The organism is Pseudoxanthomonas spadix, from assembly GCF_003703395.1.
In the GTDB taxonomy this organism is placed as follows: Bacteria; Pseudomonadota; Gammaproteobacteria; order Xanthomonadales; family Xanthomonadaceae; genus Pseudoxanthomonas_A; species Pseudoxanthomonas_A spadix.
Genome location: NZ_RDQN01000006.1, coordinates 40,002 through 61,575, shown reverse-complemented (window position 1 = coordinate 61,575; position 21,574 = coordinate 40,002). Strand labels below are relative to the sequence as shown.

Here is a 21,574-nt window from a genome sequence, read left to right as displayed (position 1 = left end):
CGGGCCGGCCGGGATCGCCAAGCCGCGGCGGGGTTGCGCGCTTGCGCCCTATTTGGCCAACGCCGGGCGGGTCAGCACGTACAGCCCGGTGGCCGCTGCTTCAAGCGCCGGTGCGCCCTGTGCCCCGGCATCGTCCGGTCCGGCGCTGGTGGTGATGGCCAGCTGGCGGCCATCGCGCCCACCCACGGCCAGGCTGGTCGGCCAGGCCACCGGCAGGCCGACCACTTCCTGCATCATCCCGCCTTCGGCCGAAAACCGCGCCACGGCCCAGCCGCCGTACAGCGCCACCCACACATCGCCGTGCGCATCGGCAGCCACGCCGCGAATTTCGCCGGAAGCCTTGGGCACCACGGCCAGGCGGCGGATGCGCGCATCGCCCGGACGCATCTGGTAAAGCGTGCCGGTGGTGGCGCTGGCGGCGAACAGGCGGGTGCCTTGCGGGTTCCAGCACAGCGCGTCGATGCGGTCGTCGATGCGCCAGCCCGGCACCGCCACGCCGGTGTGCAGCCAGGTGGCGATGCGATAGCCGCCGGCCGGATCGGGCGTGACCTGCCATTCGCGACCGTCCGGCTGTACGCAGGCAGCCAGCGGTGCGGCTCCACCGCGACGTTCCAGTGGACGTTGCACGGCCTTGCCGTCGAAATCCAGGCGCAGGATGCCGCCCTCGTGCACCACTTCCAGGCCGTTGGGGGTGGCGTGCAGGCTGCGCGCCTGCACCTCCAGCGCGATCAGCACGCAGTCCTGGTGGTCCTGGGCGCGGTGCAAGGTGGCGGTGGCCGTATCGACCCAGTACCAGCAGTTGCGCACCGTCGACCAGGTGGCGAAGTCGCCGCCGCGCGCAGCCGGGCCGGGCACGTGCTGGACCTGGTCGTCGTGGGTGACTTCGACCGTGCCGGCCAGGCGTTCGCCGATGCGCTGGGCCGCTTCGGTCAGCTCGGTGCCGAACCGGGCCATGCGCTCGGGGGTGAAGCGCACCGTCGCCCCGGACAGGCTCAGCGCGCCACGCACCACGCCCTGCATGTCGCGGATCACCGCGGCCACGCAACGCGCGCCCAGGCGGCTTTCCTCGTCGTCGATCGCATAGCCCTGCGCCTTGACCGTGGCGATCATCGCATCGACCTGCTCGCGACTGGTCGCGCTGTTGGGCGTGAACGGTGTCATTGGCAGGCGCGCCAGCAGCGGGTTGCGCTCGCCGGTGCGCATGGCCGCCAGCAGGGCCTTGCCGGCCGCGGTGACGTGCAGCAGCCGGCCCTGGCCGACGTGGGTGTCGCTCTGCGAGCGGTGCGCGCCACCAGTGCGCTCCAGGGCGATCACTTCCAGGCCGTCGCGGACCCACAGGCTGGTGGTCTCGCCGGTGATCGCGCGCAGGTAGTTGAGTTCGATGTTGGCTGCGGCCACCAGCGCCGGGGCCGGGTGCGATTCGCGGCTGAGCTGCAGCGCGCCGAAGCCCAGGCGGTAGGCGCGGCGGGTGGATTCGCGGCGCACCAGGTTGCGTTCGATCAGCCCGCTCAGCATGCGATAGGCCGTGGTGCGCGGCAGTTGGACCTTGCGCGCGATCTCGGCGAACGTCACGCCCTGGGGCGAGGTGCCGATCGCCTCCAGGACATCGAGCGCCCGCTCGATGGTGCTGGTGGCCTTGCGCCTGTTTTCACTCATGTTGCCGGTCATCCTGGCCATCGGGCCGATGTGGGCAGTCAAGCGCGCGTTGGACGGTCCTGGCCGAGCGCCACGTGCCGCGCATTGTCGGGCAAATCGCATCAACACGGCCACGCGCCAGGTGCATCAGGACAGCGTGCGGTCGCATCAGGGCCGGGGCGGGTGAGTTCACCAGTCCAGCATGCCGGTGACCACGGTCTGGACCTGGCCGCCGGACCAGACCTGGCCATCGGCATCGATGCGCAGCTCCAGCAGGGCATCGAAGCCCACTTCGCGGCCCTGGCTGGCCACATAGCGGCCGTCCTGGCCGGGCAGGGCGCCCTGGCGGTCCAGCCAGGCGGCCAGCACCGCGTTGGCCGCGCCGGAGGCGGCATCCTCGAAACGCCGGCCGTTGCCGACGAAGGCGCGCACCGCCAGCTGGTAGTCGGCGTTGCCTGCCACGCGCGCGTAGGCGAACACGCCCATCGCCGCGCTCGCTTGCGCCAGCGCCGCGATGGCGTCCCAGTCCGGACTGAGCCCGCGCAGGCTGGCTTGGTCAGCCAGCTCGACCACCCACCACCTGCGCCCGCCATCCATCAACGCCGGCGGCAGCGCGCCCAGCGGCCAGCCGGCGATGGCCGCGGCCAGGCGCGCATCTGCGGCGTCCACCACTTCGACCAGCTGCGCGCGCGGCACGCCGATGGCGATGCGCCCGATGCCGTCGATCGTTTCGACCTTGAGCGGCAGCCGGCCGGCGATGCCGTCCTGGACCAGCATTCCCTGGCGCGGCTGCGCCAGGCCGGCGGCCAGCACCGCGTGCGCGGTGCCGATGCTGGGATGGCCGGCGAAAGGCACTTCGTGGTGCGGGGCGAAGATGCGGATGCGGTAACTGCTGGCGGCATCGGCGGCCGGGAACACGAAGGTGGTCTCCGGCAACCTGGTCCAGCGGGCGATGGCCTGCATCGCCGCCTGGTCCAGGCCCTGGGCATCGAGCACCACCGCCAGCGCATTGCCGCAGCCGGGGCGCGGGGAGAACACATCGACCTGGAAAAAGCGGCGGCTGGTCATGGCGGTCGAATCGGGGCAGTGGAAGGCGTGCAGGGTAGCAGCGCCCCGCCGGCACGCCCGGCGTTCACCAGCGCAGATGACCCTCGATCACCGGCTGGGTCAGGCCGCCGACCCACACCTGGTCTTCCGCTGGCCGATGGGTAAACGCGAGGCGCGCATTCTCCGTCGCGCACGGGCCGCTGGCTCGGGCGCTTCCTTTAGAATTAACGGTTCCGCCCGCGCGGTCGGGTTTTTCTCCCTCTTCGTAGATCTCCAACCCCCATGTCAGCTTCCCCCCCGAACGATCGCTGGATCGTGCTCAAGTTCGGCGGCACCTCGGTGTCGCGCCGTCATCGCTGGGACACCATCGGCAAGCTGGCGAAAAAACGGGCCCAAGACACCCACGCGCGGGTGCTGATCGTGGTCTCGGCGCTGTCGGGGGTCACCAACGAACTGACCGCCATCGCCGATGGCGCGGCCGATGCCGCATCGCGGGTGGCCGCGCTGGAACTGCGCCACCGCGAGTTTCTGGCCGAACTGGAACTGGACGCCGAGGCGGTGCTGGGCCAGCGCCTGGCGGTGCTGCGCAGCCTGGTGGCCGATCCGCGCGCCACCGCCCGCACCCTGGATTGGCAGGCCGAGGTGCTGGCCCAGGGCGAACTGCTGTCCTCCACCATTGGCGCGGCGTATCTGTCGGCCGGCGGCCTGGACATCGGCTGGTGCGATGCGCGGCAGTGGCTGGAGGCGATGACCATTCCCAACCAGAGCGCCTGGGCCCAGCGCCTGTCGGTGTCATGCGATCCGCGCGGCAGCGAGGACTGGCGCGCGCGCTTTTGCGCCCAGTCCAACCGCATGCTGATCACCCAGGGCTTCATCGCCCGGCACGGCGACGGCGGCACCGCGATCCTGGGTCGCGGCGGTTCGGACACCTCGGCCGCATACTTCGGCGCGCTGCTGAAAGCGCAGCGCGTGGAGATCTGGACCGACGTGCCGGGCATGTTCAGCGCCAACCCGCGCGAGGTGCCCGACGCGCGCCTGCTGACCCGGCTGGATTATTTCGAAGCCCAGGAAATCGCCACCACCGGGGCCAAGGTGCTGCATCCGCGCTCGATCAAGCCGTGCCGCGATGCCGGCGTGCCGATGGCGATCCTGGATACCGAACGCCCCGAACTGCCGGGCACCAGCATCGACGGCAATGCGCTGACCGTACCGGGTGTCAAGGCGATCAGCCGCCGCAACGGGATCGTGCTGGTGTCGATGGAAGGCATCGGCATGTGGCAGCAGGTCGGCTTCCTGGCCGACGTGTTTGCCCGTTTCAAGAAGCACGGATTGTCGGTGGATCTGATCGGTTCGTCGGAGACCAACGTCACCGTGTCGCTGGACCCGTCGGAAAACCTGGTCAGCACCGACGTGCTGGCCGCGCTGTCCAGCGACCTGGCCGAAATCTGCCGGGTCAAGGTGATCGCGCCGTGCGCGGCCATCACCCTGGTCGGCCGTGGCATGCGCTCGCTGCTGCACAAGCTTTCGGACGTGTGGGCGACCTTCGGCAAGGAGCGCGTGCACCTGATCAGCCAGTCCTCCAACGACCTCAACCTGACCTTCGTCATCGACGAAGCCGATGCCGACGGCCTGCTGCCGATCCTGCACGCCGAGCTGATCGACAGCGGGGCGATGCCGGTGGAAGAGACCAGCGTGTTCGGTCCGCGCTGGCGCCAGATCGCCGGTACTGTTCGTCCGCGCCAAACCCCGTGGTGGCGCGGCCAGCGCGCGCGCCTGATCGAGCTTGCCGCCGCCGGCACTCCCGCCTACGTCTACCACCTGCCCACGGTACGGGCACGGGCACGGGCGCTCAACGCGATCGGCGCCATCGACCGGCGCTACTACGCGGTCAAGGCCAACACCCATCCGGCCATCCTCAAGGCACTGGTGGAAGAAGGCTTCGGCCTGGAGTGCGTGTCGCTGGGCGAACTGCGCCGCATCTTCGAAGTGCTCCCCGATCTGTCACCGTCGCGCGTGCTGTTCACCCCCAGCTTCGCTCCGCATCCCGAATACGCGCAGGCCTTCGCGCTGGGCGTGACCGTGACCGTGGACAACCTGGAGTTGCTGCAGCAGTGGCCGGACATGTTCGAAGGCCGCAGCGTGTGGCTGCGGGTGGACCTGGGGCGCGGCGATGGCCATCACGCCAAGGTTCGCACCGGCGGCAGGGATTCCAAGTTCGGGTTTCCGTTCGAGCGCGTCGATGACTTCATCGCCGCGGCGAGCGCGACCGACGTGCGCATCACCGGCCTGCATGCCCACCTGGGCAGCGGCGTGGACACCGCCCAGCACTGGAAGCAGGTCTGCGACGAGCTCGGCGGCATCGCCGAGCGCATCGGCACGGTGGAGGTGATCGACATCGGCGGCGGCCTGCCCATTCCCTACACCGCCGACGATGAGCCCTTCGACCTGGAGGCCTGGGGCGCGGGGCTGGCCGAGATCAAGGCCGCCTATCCGGGCTTTGGCCTGGCGATCGAACCGGGCCGTTACCTGGTGGCCGAAGCCGGGGTGCTGCTGAGCCATGCCACCCAGGTGGTGGCCAAGCAGGGCATCACCCGGGTCGGCCTGGATGCCGGCATGCACACCCTGGCGCGCCCGGCGCTGTATGACGCCTGGCACGACGTGGTGAACCTGTCCAGATTGGACCTGGATGCCGATGCGCCGTTCGACATCGTCGGGCCCATCTGCGAGTCCAGCGACGTGCTGGGCCGCCGCCGCCCGCTGCCTGCATCCACCGCCCCCGGCGATGTCATGCTGATCGCCGATGCCGGCGCCTATGGCTACGTGATGGCCAGCCACTACAACCTGCGCGGCCTGCCGAAGGAAGAGGTCCTGGATGTCTGATCTGAAGTTCCAGCGCGAGGCGGTCAAGGCGTTCCGCTTCGTCGATTGCTCGCTGGATCTGGCCACCGGCGTGGCGCGGCTGGTGTACGCCTTCGATGACGGCCCGGCGCTGACCGAGACGGTGAGCTTCCCCGGCGCGCCGTTGGCGCTGGACGGTGCGCGGGCGCAGGCCGTGCAGCGCGCCGTGCGCCTGCTGCACCTGATCGCCGGGGTGAGCTACTACAAGGCCGCGGTGCCGCCGCAGGTGGTGATCGAAGGCGATCCCATCGATCCGGAAACCGCGGCGTTGCTGGAAACCGTGTACCGCCACGGCTTGGGCGAATTCGCCTATCGCAACGGGCTGGACCTGCACGGGCGCATCCGTTTTCCCTGTTCCGAATCGCCTCCTCGCCTCCGCGAGCGGGGGAGAGGGCAGGGTGAGGGGGACGCTTCGCAGTCAATCATCGCAAGTAACCCCCTCACCCCCTCGGTCGCTAGCCGCGACTTCGAGCGCTCCCCCGCAAGCGAGGGAGCGGGGGCAGGGGCGCCTGCTCTGGGCCTGGCAGCGCACGCGCTGGTGGCCATCGGCGGCGGCAAGGATTCGCTGGTGTCGATCGAGGCACTGCGCCGTGCCGGTGTGGCCCAGACCGTGAGCTGGATCGGCAGTTCGCAGCTGATCGCCGCCTGCGCCGCGCGCACCGGCTTGCCGACGCTCAACATCGGCCGGGCAATCGCCCCGGAGCTGTTCGAACTCAACCGCCAGGGCGCCTACAACGGGCATATCCCGGTCACTGCGATCAATTCGGCGATCCTGGTCGTGGCCGCGCTGCTGCGCGGGGTGGACCAGGTGGTGTTCTCCAACGAACGCTCGGCCAGCTACGGCAGCATGATTCCCGGCACCGGTGAGGTGAACCACCAGTGGTCCAAGGGCTGGGCGTTCGAGTCGCTGTTCGGCGCCCATGTGCAGCGCCATGTCGCAGCGGATCTGCACTACTACTCGCTGCTGCGTCCGTTCTCCGAGCTGGCCGTGGCGCGCCAGTTCGCCAGGACCGATCACTACGACGCGCATTTTTCCAGCTGCAACCGCAACTTCCACATCCTGGGCGAGCGTCCGGTCAATCGCTGGTGCGGGGTGTGCCCCAAGTGCCATTTCGTGTTCCTGGCCCTGGCGCCGTTCATGCCCAAGCCGCGGCTGCTGAACATCTTCGGCCGCAACCTGCTGGATGACGTGGCGCAGACCGCAGGCTTCGACGCGCTGCTGGAATACCAGGACCACAAGCCGTTCGAATGCGTGGGCGAGGGGCGCGAGGCGCGCGCGGCGATGGCCACCCTGGGCCAGCGCCCGGAATGGCGCGAGGACGCGCTGGTGGCGCGTTTCAATCGCGAGATCGGCCCGCAGCTGGATGCGGACGAACTACAGATCGGCCCGTTGCTGCAGCCTGAGGGCGAGCACCGCGTACCGCCGGCGTTGTGGAACATGCTGCGTGCGAATTTCGCAGCTTGAAGGCCAGCGCGTCGCGCTGTGGGGCTGGGGCCGCGAAGGCCGCGCCGCCCATGCGCTGCTGCGCAGCCGGCTGCCATCGCTGCCGCTGACCCTGTTCTGTAGCCAGGCCGAAGCCGTGCAGGCTGCGGCGCTGGGCGATGGCCTGCTCACCGCGCGCACCGACATCACCGGTGAAGCGCTCGGCGGCTTCGAGGTGGTGATCAAGTCGCCCGGCATCAGCCCGTATTCGGCCGAAGCGGTGCAAGCCCAGGCACGCGGCGCGCGTCTTTTGGGCGGCACCGCGCTGTGGTTCGGCGAGCATCCTGAGGCGCGCACCGTGTGCGTGACCGGGACCAAGGGCAAGAGCACCACCACCGCCCTGCTGGCGCACCTGCTGCGTGCCGGCGGCCATCGTACCGCGCTGGCCGGCAACATCGGCCTGCCGCTGCTGGAAGTGATGGACCCGCAGCCAGCGCCGCAGTTGTGGGCAATCGAGCTTTCCAGTTACCAGACCGGCGCGGTCGCCGATGGTGGCGTTGCGCCGGAGGTGGCGGTGGTGCTGAACCTGTTTCCCGAACACCTGGACTGGCACGGCAGCCAGCAGCGTTACATCCAGGACAAGCTGGCGCTGGTGACCCGAGCGCACCCGCGCATCGCCGTGCTCAACGCCGCCGATCCGCTGCTGTCGAAACTGGAACTGCCGCACAGCCGCATCGTCTGGTTCAACCACGCCCAGGGCTGGCACCTGCGCGGCGATGTCCTGTATCGCGGCGATGCCGAGGTGTTCGACACGCGCGCGGTACCGCTGCCAGGCCGGCACAACCGCGGCAACCTGTGCGCGGCGCTGGCGGCGATCGAGGCGCTCGGCATCGAGGCCAGCGCGCTGGCCCCGGCGGCGCTGACCTTCCAGCCGTTGCCCAATCGCCTGCAGACCCTCGGCACGCGCAATGGCATCAGCTACGTCAACGACTCGATCAGCACCACCCCGCACGCCACGCTGGCGGCATTGGAGTGCTTTTCCGGCCAGCGCATCGCGCTGCTGGTCGGTGGCCATGACCGCGGCCTGGACTGGCACGACTTCGCGCAGGCCATGCGCATGCAGGCGCCGCTGGGGATCGTGACGATGGGCGCCAACGGGCCGCGCATCCATGCGTTGCTGCAAGAGGTGGCGGGGCAGGGTGGGTTTGCGCTTTCATCCGCGCCGGATCTGGCCTCGGCGATGCAGCAGGCCGAAGCCATGCTCGGGGGGCAAGGCGTGGTGCTGCTCTCGCCAGGCGCGCCGAGCTTTGGCATGTACCGCGACTACGTGGAACGCGGCAAGGAGTTCGCGCGGATCGCGGGGTTTGATCCGGAGGCGATCGTGGCGATTCCCGGGTTGGGCGTGGCCTGAATTTTTTGTCCGCGCTGCTTTGCGTCGGCTCCTGTCTGCAGCCAATCACGCAGCCGCGGCGATCGATTCGCCCAAAGACAACAAAGCCCCGACAACCGGGGCCTGATGCATCAGGACGAAGCGCCGCGATCAGCTGGCGAAGGCGTTGAATGCGGCCGCGTATCCGGACGAGGCGACCACCTTCTGCAGCGCGTCGGCCACCCGCAGGTTGCCAGCGATCAGTTGGCGGGTTTCCGGGCCGACCCCGTCCATGCGGCCGGTGCTGGCGCCCTTGAAGTCGCTGACCTTGCCGCCGGCCTCGCGCACCAGCAGCACGCCGGCGGCGACGTCCCAGTCCTTCACCCCAGCCTCGAAGTAGGCGTCGGCGCGGCCGCAGGCCACGTAGGCCAGGTCCAGCGCGGCCGAGCCGGTGCGGCGGATGTCCTCGGCGTGGTTGAGCAGTTCGCGCACGCATTCCAGGTGCGCGCCGACCCGGGCGCGCTCGCGCGGCGGGAAGCCGGTGTGGATCATTGCGCCGGCCAGTTCCTTGCGTTCGGAGACGCGGATCTTGCGTTCGTTGAGTTGGGCGCCGGCGCCGCGGCTGGCGGTGAACAGCTCGTTGCGCAGCGGGTCGAAGATCACCGCGTCGGTCGGTTCGCCGTTGTCCACCAGGGCGATGGACACGCAGTAGTGGCCGAAGCCGTGCAGGTAGTTGCTGGTGCCGTCCAGCGGATCGATGACCCAGTGGTAGCGGCCGTTCTTGCCGGGCACGATGCCGCCTTCCTCGCCGACGATGCCGTACTCGGGATAGGCCCGGCGCAGTTCCTTGATGACCGCCTTCTCGGCGTCGGCATCCACTTCGCTGGCGTAATCCATGCGCTCCTTCTGGACCACGTGCAGCGCGTCGAGCTTGTTGATGCTGCGAAGCAGGACATTGCCCCCGATGCGCGCGGCCTTGGTCATGACGGTGACGACGGGATTGAGCATGCGAAAACGACCTCGGGCAGGGCGAACGTGCGAAACACGTGGAAGGAGCATCGGCGCTGGGCCGGACCGCAAATTCTATCATTGCCACCCATTCGGCTCCGGCGCGCAGGGGCGACGCTGCCCTAGAATTCCACGCATGGATTCCCACGCCATCACTTTCGCCGCCCACATCCGCTTCGTGCTGGTGGGCACCCAGCATCCGGGCAACATCGGTGCGGCCGCGCGCGCGCTCAAGACCATGGGCCTGACCCGGCTGGTCCTGGTCCAGCCGGAGAAATTCCCGCACGAAGAGGCCTATCGTCGCGCCGCCGGCGCCGACGACCTGCTCGCGCAGGCGGTCGTCGCCCCCGATGTCGCCACCGCCGTGGCCGACTGCCGGCTGGTGCTGGGCTGCACCGCGCGCAGCCGCCGGGTGGCGCTGGAGGAACACAGCCCGCGCCAGGCCGCCGCACGCCTGGCCCAGGCCGCCGGCGCAGGCCCGGTGGCGCTGCTGTTCGGCCGCGAACGCACCGGCCTGACCAACGAGGAACTGCAGCTGTGCCACGCGGCGGTGCACATCGACGCCAATCCGGACTACAGCTCGCTCAACCTGGCCGCGGCGGTGCAGGTGCTGGCCTACGAGACCCGTCTGGCGCTGCAGGACGCCGCAGCGCCAGTGGAAGACCCGGCCGAACCACGCCCGGCCCCGGCCACCCACGCCCAGCTGGAAGGCTTCTTCGCCCAGTTGGCGCAGACGCTGGAACAGATCGACTTCCACAAGGGCCGCGCGCCGGAATCGGCGATGCGCAAGCTGCGCCGGCTGTACCTGCGCACCGATCTGGACGAAAAGGAAGTGCGGCTGCTGCGCGGGATTCTGGCCGACTGTCAGCGCATGGCCCGCCTGGCCCAGCCGGAAGGGTGAACATCATTGTCGGGGCGTGAAGATTTCGGCTAGGCTGCCTCGTCCCGTTTGCCGGTTCCCCCGTTTGCGCCCCTGGTTTGTCCGTGTCCTGCTGCTGGTCCTGGCGTCCCTGGCGCTCCCGCTGTCCGCCGCCCCGGTGCCGGGCGAGGACGACCCGCACGTGCTGGTGCTGGGCCGCATCAGCGACGACCCCAAGGCGCACTACGCCCAGCTCAAGCCGCTGCTGGACTACGTGGTGGCGCACATGACCGAGGTGGGCATCACCGGTGGCCGGATCCTGATGGCGCGCGATGCGCGCCAGATGAGCAGCTACCTGCGCCGCAGCCGGGTGGACTGGGTCACCGAGACCGCCGGCACCGGCACCGAGCTGCAACGCCGTTCCGGCGCCCAGCCGCTGCTGCTGACCGAGCGCGGCGGCACCAGCGCCTACCACACGCTCCTGTTCACCCGCGCCGATTCGGGCATCACCTCGCTGGCCGACCTGCGCGGCAAGTCGGTGGCGCTGCAGGGGGTGGGTTCGACCAGCGCCTACCTGATGCCGGCGGCGATGCTGATCGATGCCGGCCTGCCGATGGAGATCCTGCTCTCGCCGCAGGACCGGCCCGATGCAACCTCGGTGGGCTACGTGTTCGCCCGGTCCGAACTCAACATCGCCGCCTGGGTGGACAAGGGCATGGTCGATGCCGGCGCGCTCAGCAACCTGGACTGGCAGGATCCGCAGCGCGTGCCCGCGGCGTTCCGCGCCAACATGCGCGTGCTGGCGCAGTCGCCTGACTTTCCGCGTGCGTTGGAAATGGTCCGTCCCGGCCTGGACCCCCGGGTCCGCGCACGCTTGCGCCAGGTGCTGCTGGATGCGGCGCAGGACCCGGCCGCGGCGGTGGCGATGAAGCGGTTCTTCGGCACCACCCGGTTCCTGCCGCTGGACAGCGCGGCGCTGCAGGGGCTGGACCGGGTCCGCGACGCCGCCGCGCGCGTGCGCGAGCAGATCGAATGAGCCCGCGCACGCGCTTCGGCCTGCAGGCGCAGCTGGCCCTGGCCCTGGGCCTGACCCTGGCCATGGTGCTGGCCCTGATGGGCGTGCTGCTGCAGCGCCAGCGCGCCATGCAGGCCGAGGTGGACCTGCTTGGCCGCCAGGCGGTGGAGGCGATGGCCGCCGAAGGCCTGACCCGGCGCGGCGCGGCCATGGCCCAGCAACTGGCCGACGCGCTGGCCAACCCGATGTACTACTCGGACCTGGATGCGATCGGCACGCTGGTGCGCGAGGCCCGCCGCCAGCCGGACGTGGCCTACGTGCTGGTATTCGACGCTGCCGGCAACATGGTCAACGACGGTTCCTGGGACATGGCCTCCTACGGCCAGCCCATGCACGACCCGCTGGCCGCCCGCGCGCTGGCCAGCACCGGGCGCCTGACCCAGTGGACCGACGAGACCATCGAGGTCTCGCAGGGTGTGGAACTGGGCCAGGCCCGTCTGGGTGGCGTGCGGATCGGGTATTCGCTGGACGAGGCCAAGGCCAGCGAAGAACGCGCCGCCGGCCTGCTGCGCGGGCGCCTGGATGCGCTGGCGCGCCGCCACCTGGGCTGGATCGCCGCCCTGCTGGGCGGGCTGCTGTGCGTGTTCCTGGGCATGGCCTGGTACGCCCAGCGCACCTTGGTCCGGCCGATCCGCGCGTTGGCCCAGTCGGCGCGCGCCATCGGCGTGGGCGACTACGACGTGCCGCGGCCGATCAGCCAGCGTCGGGACGAGGTGGGCGAGCTGGTGCGCGCGTTCTCGGAGATGAGCGAGAGCATCTCGCGCCACGACCGCGACGTGCGCCGCATGGCCTACACCGACGCGTTGACCGGGCTGACCAACCGCCTGGCGTTTCGCGAAAGCCTGGACCATCGGCTCCTGCCGCGCGGCAGCGGCGGACAGCTGGCGCTGCTGTTTGCCGATATCGACGACTTCAAGCGGGTCAACGATTCGCTGGGCCACGAGGCCGGCGACGAGGTCCTGCTGCACTTCGCCTCGCGCATCCGCGACGCGGTCCAGCGCCTGGGCGGTGACGATGCAGTGTTGGCGCGCTTTGGCGGCGACGAGTTCGTGATCATGATCCAGGGTGGCGACGTGCGCGCCGCGGCCACGTGCCTGGCCCAGGAGATGGTCCAGCTGCTGGGCCAGCCGTTGACCGTGCAGGGGCGCCAGGTGTTCCTGGGCACCTCGGTGGGCATCACCCTGTTCCCGGAAGATGCCGCCAGCGCCAGCGCATTGATGAAGAACGGCGATGTGGCCATGTACCAGGCCAAGATGGCCGGCAAGAACTGCTTCCGTTTCTACAGTCGGGCGATGGACCAGGCGGTGGAACGCCGCGTGCGCCTGGAAGCGGCGCTGCGCGGGGCCTGGGACCGCGACGAGATGTCCCTGGTCTACCAGCCCATCTATCGCCTGGCCGACAACTGCATCGTCGGCGCCGAGGCGCTGCTGCGCTGGCAGCATCCGGAGATGGGGGCGATCTCGCCGGTGGTGTTCATCGAGGTGGCCGAGCAGAGCGGCCTGATCGAACAGATCGGCGCGCGCGTTTTGCGCGCGGCCTGCGCCGCCGCCGCGCGCTGGCACCACGGCGGCGATGGCACCGACACGCTGTTCGTTTCGGTCAATGTCTCCCCGCGCCAGTTGCGCAGCGGCGACCTGCCCGAGCTGGTCACCCAGACCCTGCGCGACACCGGGCTGTCGGCCGGGCGCCTGCACCTGGAGCTGACCGAAACCGCCGTGATCGGCGATGAGGCGCACGCCAGCACCATGCTGGCCAAGCTGCACCGCGCCGGGGTGAAAGTGTGGCTGGATGACTTTGGCACCGGGTTCTCCGGACTGAGTCATCTGCGCCGTGTGCCGGTGGACGGGGTCAAGATCGACCGCAGCTTCGTGGCCGACCTGCAGCGCAACCCGGACGACCTGGCGCTGACCACCGCGATCATCGCCATGGCCCATTCGCTGGGGATCTCGGTGGTGGCCGAGGGCGTGGAGAAGCAGGGCCAGTTCGACCTGCTGCGCGAGCGCGGCTGCGACCTGGCCCAGGGCTTCTGGCTGGGCTATCCGCTCAACGAAGACGAGTTCATCCAGCTGCTGGCGTAGGGCGGGTCTTGACCCGCCATTGCCATGCATCCCCACACACGCATGCATGGATCGAGCACGTAGGGCGGGTCTTGACCCGCCACCGCGGTACGGCCTGGATCGCGATTGCGGTGCGACCACGGCGGGTCAAGACCCGCCCTACTCACAACAGCCTGCCGATCCAGTCCAGCGCCACCTGCGCCAGTTCCTTCAGCGACACCCCAAAGCCGACGATCGCGACAAGGCCCAGGATCCAGGCGCCCAGCAGCAGCATGCCGTCGCGTTCGAGCAGGGCGAACACGTAGATCAGCAGCAACAGGCCGAACAGGTAGTTGGTGAACGGGATCGGCAGTAACAGCAGCAGGCCAAGCAGCAACAGCAGCAGACCGGTGAAGGCGCTGGCCGGGCGGCTGTCCAGCATCGCCGGCCAGCGCGGGCGCACCATTCTTTCCAGCCAGCGCAGGGGCCTGGCGATCACCTCGCCGAAGCGCACCACCGAATGCCGGGCCGGCCCGCGGATGGCGATGAACTGTGGCAGCCATGGTTCGCGCAGACCCAGCAGCAACTGCGCGCCGACCAGCATCACCAGCGGCCCGCTGATGCCGCCGGCCAGCCCCGGGATCGGGATGAAGGAGGGCAGGGTGCCGATGAACAGCAACATCCCGAACGCGCCCTGCTGCAGGTCGGCCAGGATGTCCACCAGGCGCAGGCGCTCGGCCGGATCGCCGCGCGCCATGTCCTCGAGCAGGCTGCGGGTGCTTTGCGCTGGTTGGCCCGGTTCGTTTGGATCAGCCGACGATCTCGTCATCGTCCTCGCCGCTCAACTTCTGTAGCAGCAGCTTGTCCACCCGCGCACCGTCCAGGTCCACCACCTCGATGCGCCAGCCGGCCCAGTCGAAGTGTTCGCCCACGTGCGGGATGCGGCCAAAGTGCTCGATCACCATGCCTGCGGCGGTGTTGTAGTCATGCGCGTGCTCGTCCGGCAGCGCGACCCCGCCCAGGACCTCGCGCAGGTCGTCGTTGGACAGCGAGCCGTCGATCAGCAGCGAGCCGTCGTCGCGGGTGACCACCAGCGCATTCGGGTCGGGGTTCTCGGTGAGCTGGTGATGGCGGCCCACCACCGCATTCATCAGGTCGCTCAGGGTGACCATGCCCTGGATCTCGCCGTACTCGTCCACCACCAGGGCCAGCGACTGCTGCTCCTCGCGCAGGATCTCCAGCAGCTTCATCGCATGGGTGGACTCGGACACGAACAGCGGCTCGCGCAGTTCGGTGAACAGCTCCGGCGAATGGTCGGCGATACGCCCCAGCAGGGATTTCACCTCGAGGATGCCGACCACGTCCTGATCGTTGCCGCGATAGACCGGGAAGCGCGAATACTGCGATCTGCGCATGGTCTCCAGGTTTTCCTCGTACGCGGCAGCCACGTCCAGCCAGACGATGCGCTTGCGCGGGGTCATCAGGCTGTCGGCGGTGCGGTCGCCCAGGCGCAGCACCCGGTTGACCATGTTGCGTTCGTCGTCGTCGATCACGCCCTGCTCGTGGCTTTCGCTCACCAGCATGCGGATTTCTTCTTCTGTCACCGCATGGCGCGCGTCATCCTTGATCCCCAGCAGGCGCAACACCGCGCGGTTGATGGCACCGAGCACGAACACGATCGGGCGCGCCGCGCGCAGCAGCCAGTGGACCGGACGGGCGACCATCGTGGCGATCTTTTCCGGGTTGGTCAGGGCCAGGCGCTTGGGGATGAGCTCGCCGAAGATCACATAGCCGATGGTGATCAGGGTCACCGCCACTGCCACGCCGATCTTGCCGGCGTAGGGCTCGATGCCCGGGAACCAGCCGGTCAGCAAGCCGGCGATGATGGCGCCGATCGCATCGCCGCCAAACACCCCGCCCAGGATGCCGATCAGGTTGATGCCGATCTGCACGGTGGACAGCAGGTTGTCCGGGTGCTCTGCCAGCGACAGGGCCACGCGCGCGCCGCGGCTTTCGATGGCCATCTGCTTCAGGCGCAGCTTGCGTGAGGTCATCAGCGACATCTCCGACAGGGCGAAGAAGGCGTTGAGCACGATCAGGAAACCGACGATCAGCAGTTCGAGCACGATGCGCCCTCCCGATCAGGTGAAAGGGCGGCATGTGTCCAGCGGCTGGCCGCGCGCGGGACGGTCGGGGGCGTGGGATCGTCTTCCATAGGGTGCGCCCTTGAAGGGGCGCGGCGGGCAGTCTAGCAAAGCGCAGGTGACTGGCCGCGCTGGCCGACCGGAGCCGGCCAGGACCGCACCTGTGCGCCGCGGCTGCGGCGGATGCCGGGGGGCAACCCGTTGCGGGAGGCGGGTGCGGAGACAGGCATTTTCCGGACCCCTGGTGTCCGGTGGCAGGAGCGGCCCGGCGTGCTTTTTCCGGCAGACCTGCCTCGGCTCCGGCCAGCCGTTCCGGAGCATCGACGGTGTGAAAGTCGCGAGTGCATGGTGCATGGCAAGGGAATAGCGTTAGGCGTTTTGACAGGCATGGAAATCACGGCCTAGCAGCCTGTCGGGCTTTGGTGGTCGAGGCGAGAATTTGGCTGTGCGAGGTCAGATTTTCGACGGTTCGCCGGCCCATAGTGGTGCTATGGGCCAAGAAGCGGCGGAAAGATGGACCGCACAGGCGGATTCGCAGCCCGGCCGACCAAAGTCCGACAGACTGCTAGAGTGCTCCTGGTCCGGCGCCATGGAGGTAGCGATGCAATGTGGAAGCGGTCCTTCTTCAGCCTGTGCCTGTTCCCGCTGCTGTGGGGGTGTTCGATGAACACCGCGCCTGACCCGGCCGAACTCATCAAGCGCTACAAGGAGAACCCGCACCCGCGGCAGGGCTACCGGGTGACGCTGGCCATCGCCGATGCGCCGGGGCCGTTCGCCTCATTGGAGGCCTATGCGACCTATGAAATCCAGGGCGAGACCTGCCTGCTGCCGCGCGACAACAATTTCAACGGCGATCAGTTGGCGCCGAAGCGGCGATCGCTGCCGGTGCAGTTCGCCAAGGTATCGGAAACCGAGTATGTCGCCACGGTCTACACCGACCGGATGCTGGATGCGGATTATTACGGCCGTGGCGTGTGCCACTGGGAGTCCACCGGCATGCACGTGCGGCTGAAGGCGACGGGGGCTGACGGGGAGACGGAGTTTATTGCGGGGTTATCGGGAGAAGAACTTTCTTCAGGCGGAAGGGTTAGCACGTACCTGCAGAAGCGGTTCTATCCTATCGATTCGGATATCCCAAATATGCGGGCTTTTGGACAAGTGGATCGCAATAAAATGAGTAAGCAACTCAAGGACGGCGATCTTTTCACACTTACTCTCACTTCAAGGAAGATTGAGCCATGAGTCTAAGCAGTCAGCGATATGCCGACTTGATGGCGGATTCCTACATGGACCCGGTGCGCGGCGCCGATGGCCGCTACGAGAATATTGTCCGCCATGGCGTCACCTACAAGGTGCTCGAGCACGTGGACCGGGCCAATGGCTACCAGGGCACGATCTACCAGCGTGCCGATACCGGTGACATCGTGGTGGCGCATCGCGGAACCGAGTTCGACCGCCAGCCATTGCAGGACGGTGGGCTGGCCGATGGCGGCATGGTGTTCGGGCGGGTCAACGCGCAAGCTGACGCTGCAATTGCACTTACTAAGCTTGCACTCGACTATGCGAAGAAGAATGAAGGTGGATATGTTCCTGTCCCCCAAGTCACCGTCACCGGCCACTCCCTCGGTGGCGCGCTGGCCCAAGTGGCCGCGCACCACTTCGGGCTGTACGGCGAGGCGTTCAATCCCTATGGGGCGGTGAGCCTGGAGATGCGGATCCCCGAGGGCGGCGACCGCTTCGTCAACCACGTCATGGCGGCCGATGTGGTGAGTGCGGCCAGTGGGCACTACGGGCAGGTGCGCTACTACGCCAGCGAGCGCGAGATCGAAACGCTGCGCCACCTCGGGGGCTACGACAACGCGCCGGGCCTGCTGGACGCGCGCAATCCGCTGGTGCCGGCCATTGCGCGGCTGGACTCGCACCACAAGGACAACTTCCTGGACATCGATGGCCAGGGACGGCCGGACCTGTCGGTGCTGGACGATCCGCGTGCCCGTGCGCGGGCGGTCGAATACGCGCCGATGATCGCCAAGTACCGCTCCGACGTGCTGCACATGCGGGGAGAGCTGACCACCCTGGGCCAGGGCGGGCTCTTGCCGGACGTGATGCGTACGGCGATACGCGACCTGCAGGGCACCCTGGAGCCGGGCGAGCCTGCGCGGCGCGAGGCGCGCAGTTGGGGCGATCAGCAGGCCGCGGTCCGTGAGGTGATGGAGCGCAGCGAGGCGCTCGGACCGGAGCACTGGCGCACACCCCTGGCAGTGCCGGCCGGCGGGGTGCGTCCGGCCGATGGGACGTTGCACCGGCAGCTGCTCGATGGCATTGCGGAGCTGGGTTTCGATGGTGCCCGGGACGGCTCGGCCGACGGATCGGGCAGCCGTGTCGCTGCAGGGTTGTTGCTCCAGTGCAAACAGGCTGGAATCACCCATGCGGACCATGTGCTGCTGGGAACGGGGGAGCAGGCGCGAGTGTTCGCGGTACAGGGCGCACTGGGCGACCCGGCCCAGCTGCGGACCGACGTCGAACTTTCCGCCGCATTGCAATCCCCGGTGACCGAATCGCTCGGGAAGGTGGAGCAACTGAGCCGGCAGCAAGCCCTGAGCGCAGTCCAGGTACAGCAGATGCCGCAGCCGGAACCGAGCGGGCCTGCACTTTCCCGCTGAATGGGAGGGCGGGCGATACCGCGCACGCCCCCTTGCGAGACCAAGACATGTTCCCGGATCTGGACACTCCCGCAGCCCGCGCCGCCGCCATCCTCAAGGAGATCCGCGCGGTGTCCGCGGGGCATGTCGCCGGCTACGGCGAGATTGCCCGCCGTGCCGGCATGCCGGGCCGGGCGCGGTTGGTGGCGCAGGTGCTGCGCAAATACGGTGCGCCGGACCTTCCCTGGTACCGCATCCTGCGCTCGGATGGGTCCATTGCCTTTCCAGCAGGCTCCAGCAGCTACCGCGAACAGGGCCAGCGGCTGCGCGCCGAAGGCGTGCGCGTGGTCAAGGGACGGGTGGTCGGGCTGAAGGCCACCGCATCGGTTGACGAACAAATTTGGGGACCGGCCTGAGCGGCCCGGCAACGTCCCCATCGCGGGCCATCCTCCCGCCGCTTGCTAGCGCATCCTAACGGGCGGCGAAGGTGGACTTGCGTGCTCGCTCGGTCGTCAGCACGTATCCGCGAGCCAACACCGCAACCCGAAGATATCGAAACGTGAAAGCGCCTCTTCAAGCCCTGGGCGGCGTTGCAAGCCTTGCCCTGCACTTGAATCCATCACTTTCACCAAGTTCCGCCATCTCCTGGCGACGGTACCAGGTCAGCCGAGCGACCCGGGGCGGACCTCGTGCTCGTCGACCAACTGGCCGTCCGCGTCCACCGTCTCCAGCCGCACGGTGAAGCCCCACAGCTGGGCAACGTGCTTGAGCACCTCGGCGCCATCGACGGCGAGCGGCCGACCGCGATATTGGCGGTGCTGCAGGGTCAGCGAGCGGTCGCCGTTGATGTCGTAGCGCACGATCTGGATGTCAGGCAGCTGCACATCGCGGTTGTACTGGTTGGCGAGCAGCCGGCGCAGGCGCTGGTAGCCCTGCTCGTTGTGGATGGCGTCGACTGTCAGCACTTCGCTGTCCTCGAAGTCGTCGATCGCAAAGAGGTGGAACTCACGCATCAGCCGCGGCGACAGATATTGCGCGATGAACGACTCGTCCTTGTAGTTGCGCATCGCGAAGTCCAGCGTCTTGCGCCAGTCGCTGCCGGCGATGTCCGGGAACCATTCGCGGTCCTCGTCCGTCGGGCTCTCGCAGATGCGGCGGATATCCGAGAACATCGCAAAGCCCAGCGCGTAGGGATTGATGCCGCCGTAGCCACGCTGGTCGTAGCCGCGCTGCGAGACGACGTTGGTGTGCGAGGAGAGCCACTCGAGCATGAAGCCGTCGTCGACCAGCCGCTTGTCGAACAGGCGGTTTAGGATGGTGTAGTGCCAGAACGTCGACCAGCCCTCGTTCATGACCTTCGTGAGGCCCTGCGGGTAGAAGTACTGCGACGTCTTGCGCACGATGCGCACCAGCTCGCGCTGCCAGGGCTGCAGCTTGGGCGCGTGCTTCTCGATGAAGTACAGCAGGTTCTCCTGCGGCTCGGGGGGGTAGATCGCCTGCCGCCCGAAGGGCGCGCCGTCGTCCCCGCCGCGTGTCGGCACCGTGCGCCAGATCTCGGCAAACTGCTTCCACTCGAACTCCTCGCGCGCCAGCTGCCGGATGCGTTCCTCCTCGGTCGACAGTGGCGCAGGATGACGATAGCGGTCCACGCCGTAGTGGCGCAGCGCGTGGCAGGAGTCGAGCGTATCTTCCACCGCTGAATAACCGTAGCGCTCCTCGCACTTCATCACGTACTGGCGCGCGAAGACCATGTAGTCGACGATCGCGTCGGGGTCGGTCCACTGGCGGAACAGGTAATTGCCCTTGAAGAACGAGTTGTGGCCGTAGCAGGCGTGCGCGATCACCAGCGCCTGCATCGCCATGCTGTTCTCCTCCATCAGGTAGGCGATGCAGGGATCGGAGTTGATCACCAGCTCGTAGGCCAGGCCCTGCGCGCCGCTGCGGTAGTTCTGCTCGTTGCGGATGAATTCCTTGCCGTACGACCAGTGCGGGTAGGAAATCGGCAGGCCCAGGCTCGCGTAGGCATCGAGCATCTGCTCGGAGGCGATCACCTCGATCTGGTTCGGGAAGCAGTCCAGGCCATACTCATCGACGGCGATCTTGCGGATCTCCTCGTCGTAGCGCTGGATCAGCTCGAAGGTCCAGTCCGCGCCGGTCGAGATCGGACCGGTCGCCGCACCGGCGGCCTGCTTGCTCATGCGGTCGTCTCCCGGCGGAAGAGTTCGCGCAGAACGGGGTAGATCTCGTGGCGCCCAGCGACGGATGCCATGGCCATGTGCGGCGCATCGATGCGGCGATACGCATGCGCGAGCGGACTGACGCGTGCGATGTTGTCGGGTACCTCCACGTAGGCAAAGTAACGCACCACCGGCAGCAGTTGCTCCTCCAGCCAGGCGCGGCTCTTCTCGGGGTCGGCGCCGAATGCGTCGCCATCCGATACCTGCGCGCCGTAGATGTTCCACTGATCGGACGGGTAGCGCTCGACGACGATTTCGTGCATCAGCTTGAGCGCCGACAGCACCACCGTGCCGCCGCTTTGCGTGTCATGGAAGAACGCATCCTCCTCGACCTCCTGCGCATCTTCGGTGTGGCGGATGAACACCAGCTCCACCGTTTCGTACTTGCGCGTCAGGAACAGGTACAGCAGCGTGAAGAAGCGCTTGGCGAGGTCTTTTTTCTGCTCGGACATCGACGCCGAGACGTCCATCAGGCAGAACATCACCGCCCGTGAGATTGGCTGGGGAACGCGCTCGCGGCGCCGGTAGCGCAGGTCGATGTCGTCCAGAAACGGAATGCTGGCCCGGCGCTGCTTGAGCGCCTCGATCGTCTCGGGCGGTGCTTGTTCCGCCTCCAGCGCGGCGATCTGGCGCTCGATCGGGCGAGCGAGCGCCATGCGCCGGGCCATCGCATTCTTCAAGGAGCGCACCACCGACAGGTTGGTCGGCACGCCGCGCGGCATGTAGCCGGCCCGCACCCATTTGGCCTCGCGGATGTCGCCGAGCATGGTGCGCGCAAGACGCGGCAGCTCCAGGTCGTCGAAGAACAGGCTCATGAACTCGTCCCGCGACAGCGTGAACACGAAGCTGTCCTGCGAGTCGCTGCCCTGACCTTCGTCGCCCTCACCGCCGCTGCCTTCCCCCCCGCCGCCGTCGGGCCGCTTGATGCGATCACCGGTCTGGAAGCTGTGGTTGCCCGGGTGCACGATCTCGCGGTCGCCGCCTTCGCCGTGGTGAAACTGCGGCTCGGAGATGTCGCGGGCGGGGATGTTGACCTCCCCGCCCCGGTCCATGTCGGTGACGGAACGCTTCGAGACCAGATCCGACACCGACTTGCGGATCTGATCCTTGTACCGTCGAATGAAGCGCTGCCGATTGACTGCACTTTTGTTGCGGTCGTTCAGCCGGCGATCAATGATCATCAAGGTACCTCGCTCCTCGC

Annotated in this window: 16 protein-coding genes; 9 read left to right on the top strand and 7 right to left on the bottom strand. The window is 68.2% G+C overall.

Annotation, left to right across the window (positions count from 1 at the left end; translation table 11 throughout):
- Positions 1-48: 48 nt before the first annotated feature.
- Both D9R12_RS10865 and D9R12_RS10860 read right to left on the bottom strand, forming a co-directional pair.
- Complete coding sequence (locus D9R12_RS10865) at positions 49-1,656, bottom strand: IclR family transcriptional regulator domain-containing protein (protein ID WP_170159235.1); 1,608 nt, start codon at positions 1,654-1,656, stop codon at positions 49-51.
- 168 nt (positions 1,657-1,824) lie between these two features.
- Positions 1,825-2,703 (bottom strand): PhzF family phenazine biosynthesis protein, encoded by an 879-nt coding sequence (locus D9R12_RS10860; protein WP_122230441.1) that lies wholly within the window; start codon positions 2,701-2,703, stop codon positions 1,825-1,827.
- A gap of 261 nt (positions 2,704-2,964) precedes the next feature.
- Here D9R12_RS10860 and D9R12_RS10855 point away from each other — a divergent pair, with 261 nt between their 5' ends.
- Genes D9R12_RS10855 through murD form a run of 3 tightly spaced genes read left to right on the top strand, consistent with a single transcriptional unit; the run spans position 2,965 to position 8,414 of the window.
- Complete coding sequence (locus tag D9R12_RS10855) at positions 2,965-5,562, top strand: bifunctional aspartate kinase/diaminopimelate decarboxylase (RefSeq protein WP_122230439.1); 2,598 nt, start codon at positions 2,965-2,967, stop codon at positions 5,560-5,562.
- Entirely contained in the window at positions 5,555-7,045 is a 1,491-nt protein-coding gene (locus tag D9R12_RS10845; protein ID WP_014160002.1) for a MurL-like N-terminal domain-containing, read from the top strand. The genes D9R12_RS10855 and D9R12_RS10845 overlap by 8 nt, the downstream gene beginning before the upstream one ends.
- Positions 7,026-8,414, top strand: a complete 1,389-nt coding sequence (gene murD / locus D9R12_RS10840; protein WP_122230437.1) for a UDP-N-acetylmuramoyl-L-alanine--D-glutamate ligase — start codon at positions 7,026-7,028, stop codon at positions 8,412-8,414. The genes D9R12_RS10845 and murD overlap by 20 nt, the downstream gene beginning before the upstream one ends.
- A gap of 129 nt (positions 8,415-8,543) precedes the next feature.
- Here murD and D9R12_RS10835 read toward each other — a convergent pair whose 3' ends face one another.
- Positions 8,544-9,380 carry an inositol monophosphatase family protein gene (locus D9R12_RS10835; protein ID WP_122230435.1) on the bottom strand — a complete coding sequence of 279 codons (837 nt, stop codon included), beginning with the start codon at positions 9,378-9,380 and terminating at the stop codon, positions 8,544-8,546.
- A 136-nt stretch (positions 9,381-9,516) separates the two neighbouring features.
- On the opposite strand from D9R12_RS10835, the gene D9R12_RS10830 reads away from it, so the two are divergent.
- The 3 genes from D9R12_RS10830 (at position 9,517) to D9R12_RS10820 (ending at position 13,392) form a co-directional block, all read left to right on the top strand.
- Positions 9,517-10,281 (top strand): RNA methyltransferase, encoded by a 765-nt coding sequence (locus tag D9R12_RS10830; protein ID WP_210538820.1) that lies wholly within the window; start codon positions 9,517-9,519, stop codon positions 10,279-10,281.
- A gap of 64 nt (positions 10,282-10,345) precedes the next feature.
- The gene (locus tag D9R12_RS10825; protein ID WP_425479096.1) at positions 10,346-11,275 is read left to right on the top strand and encodes a phosphate/phosphite/phosphonate ABC transporter substrate-binding protein; all 930 of its coding nucleotides are present in this window, start codon (positions 10,346-10,348) and stop codon (positions 11,273-11,275) included.
- Entirely contained in the window at positions 11,272-13,392 is a 2,121-nt protein-coding gene (locus D9R12_RS10820; RefSeq protein ID WP_122230433.1) for a putative bifunctional diguanylate cyclase/phosphodiesterase, read from the top strand. Before D9R12_RS10825 ends, D9R12_RS10820 begins: the two co-directional genes overlap by 4 nt.
- A gap of 142 nt (positions 13,393-13,534) precedes the next feature.
- On the opposite strand, the gene D9R12_RS10815 is transcribed toward D9R12_RS10820, so the two are convergent.
- Positions 13,535-14,179, bottom strand: coding sequence for an exopolysaccharide biosynthesis protein (locus D9R12_RS10815; RefSeq protein WP_043290410.1), 645 nt, complete (start codon positions 14,177-14,179; stop codon positions 13,535-13,537).
- Positions 14,160-15,476 (bottom strand): hemolysin family protein, encoded by a 1,317-nt coding sequence (locus D9R12_RS10810; RefSeq protein ID WP_014160009.1) that lies wholly within the window; start codon positions 15,474-15,476, stop codon positions 14,160-14,162. The genes D9R12_RS10815 and D9R12_RS10810 overlap by 20 nt, the downstream gene beginning before the upstream one ends.
- Before the next feature lie 624 nt (positions 15,477-16,100).
- Between D9R12_RS10810 and D9R12_RS10805 the strand changes: the two genes are divergently transcribed.
- Genes D9R12_RS10805 through D9R12_RS10795 form a run of 3 tightly spaced genes read left to right on the top strand, consistent with a single transcriptional unit; the run spans position 16,101 to position 18,552 of the window.
- On the top strand, positions 16,101-16,736 hold the full coding sequence (locus D9R12_RS10805; RefSeq protein ID WP_122230431.1) for a hypothetical protein: 636 nt from the start codon (positions 16,101-16,103) through the stop codon (positions 16,734-16,736).
- Positions 16,733-18,157, top strand: a complete 1,425-nt coding sequence (locus D9R12_RS10800; RefSeq protein ID WP_244671810.1) for an XVIPCD domain-containing protein — start codon at positions 16,733-16,735, stop codon at positions 18,155-18,157. The genes D9R12_RS10805 and D9R12_RS10800 overlap by 4 nt, the downstream gene beginning before the upstream one ends.
- Before the next feature lie 47 nt (positions 18,158-18,204).
- On the top strand, positions 18,205-18,552 hold the full coding sequence (locus tag D9R12_RS10795; RefSeq protein ID WP_014160012.1) for an MGMT family protein: 348 nt from the start codon (positions 18,205-18,207) through the stop codon (positions 18,550-18,552).
- Between the two features lie 246 nt (positions 18,553-18,798).
- Here D9R12_RS10795 and D9R12_RS10790 read toward each other — a convergent pair whose 3' ends face one another.
- The gene (locus D9R12_RS10790) at positions 18,799-20,334 is read right to left on the bottom strand and encodes a SpoVR family protein (protein WP_122230427.1); all 1,536 of its coding nucleotides are present in this window, start codon (positions 20,332-20,334) and stop codon (positions 18,799-18,801) included.
- Positions 20,331-21,554: a YeaH/YhbH family protein gene (locus tag D9R12_RS10785; protein WP_122230635.1), complete on the bottom strand. Its 1,224-nt coding sequence runs from the start codon at positions 21,552-21,554 to the stop codon at positions 20,331-20,333. The genes D9R12_RS10790 and D9R12_RS10785 overlap by 4 nt, the downstream gene beginning before the upstream one ends.
- Between the last annotated feature and the right edge of the window lie 20 nt (positions 21,555-21,574).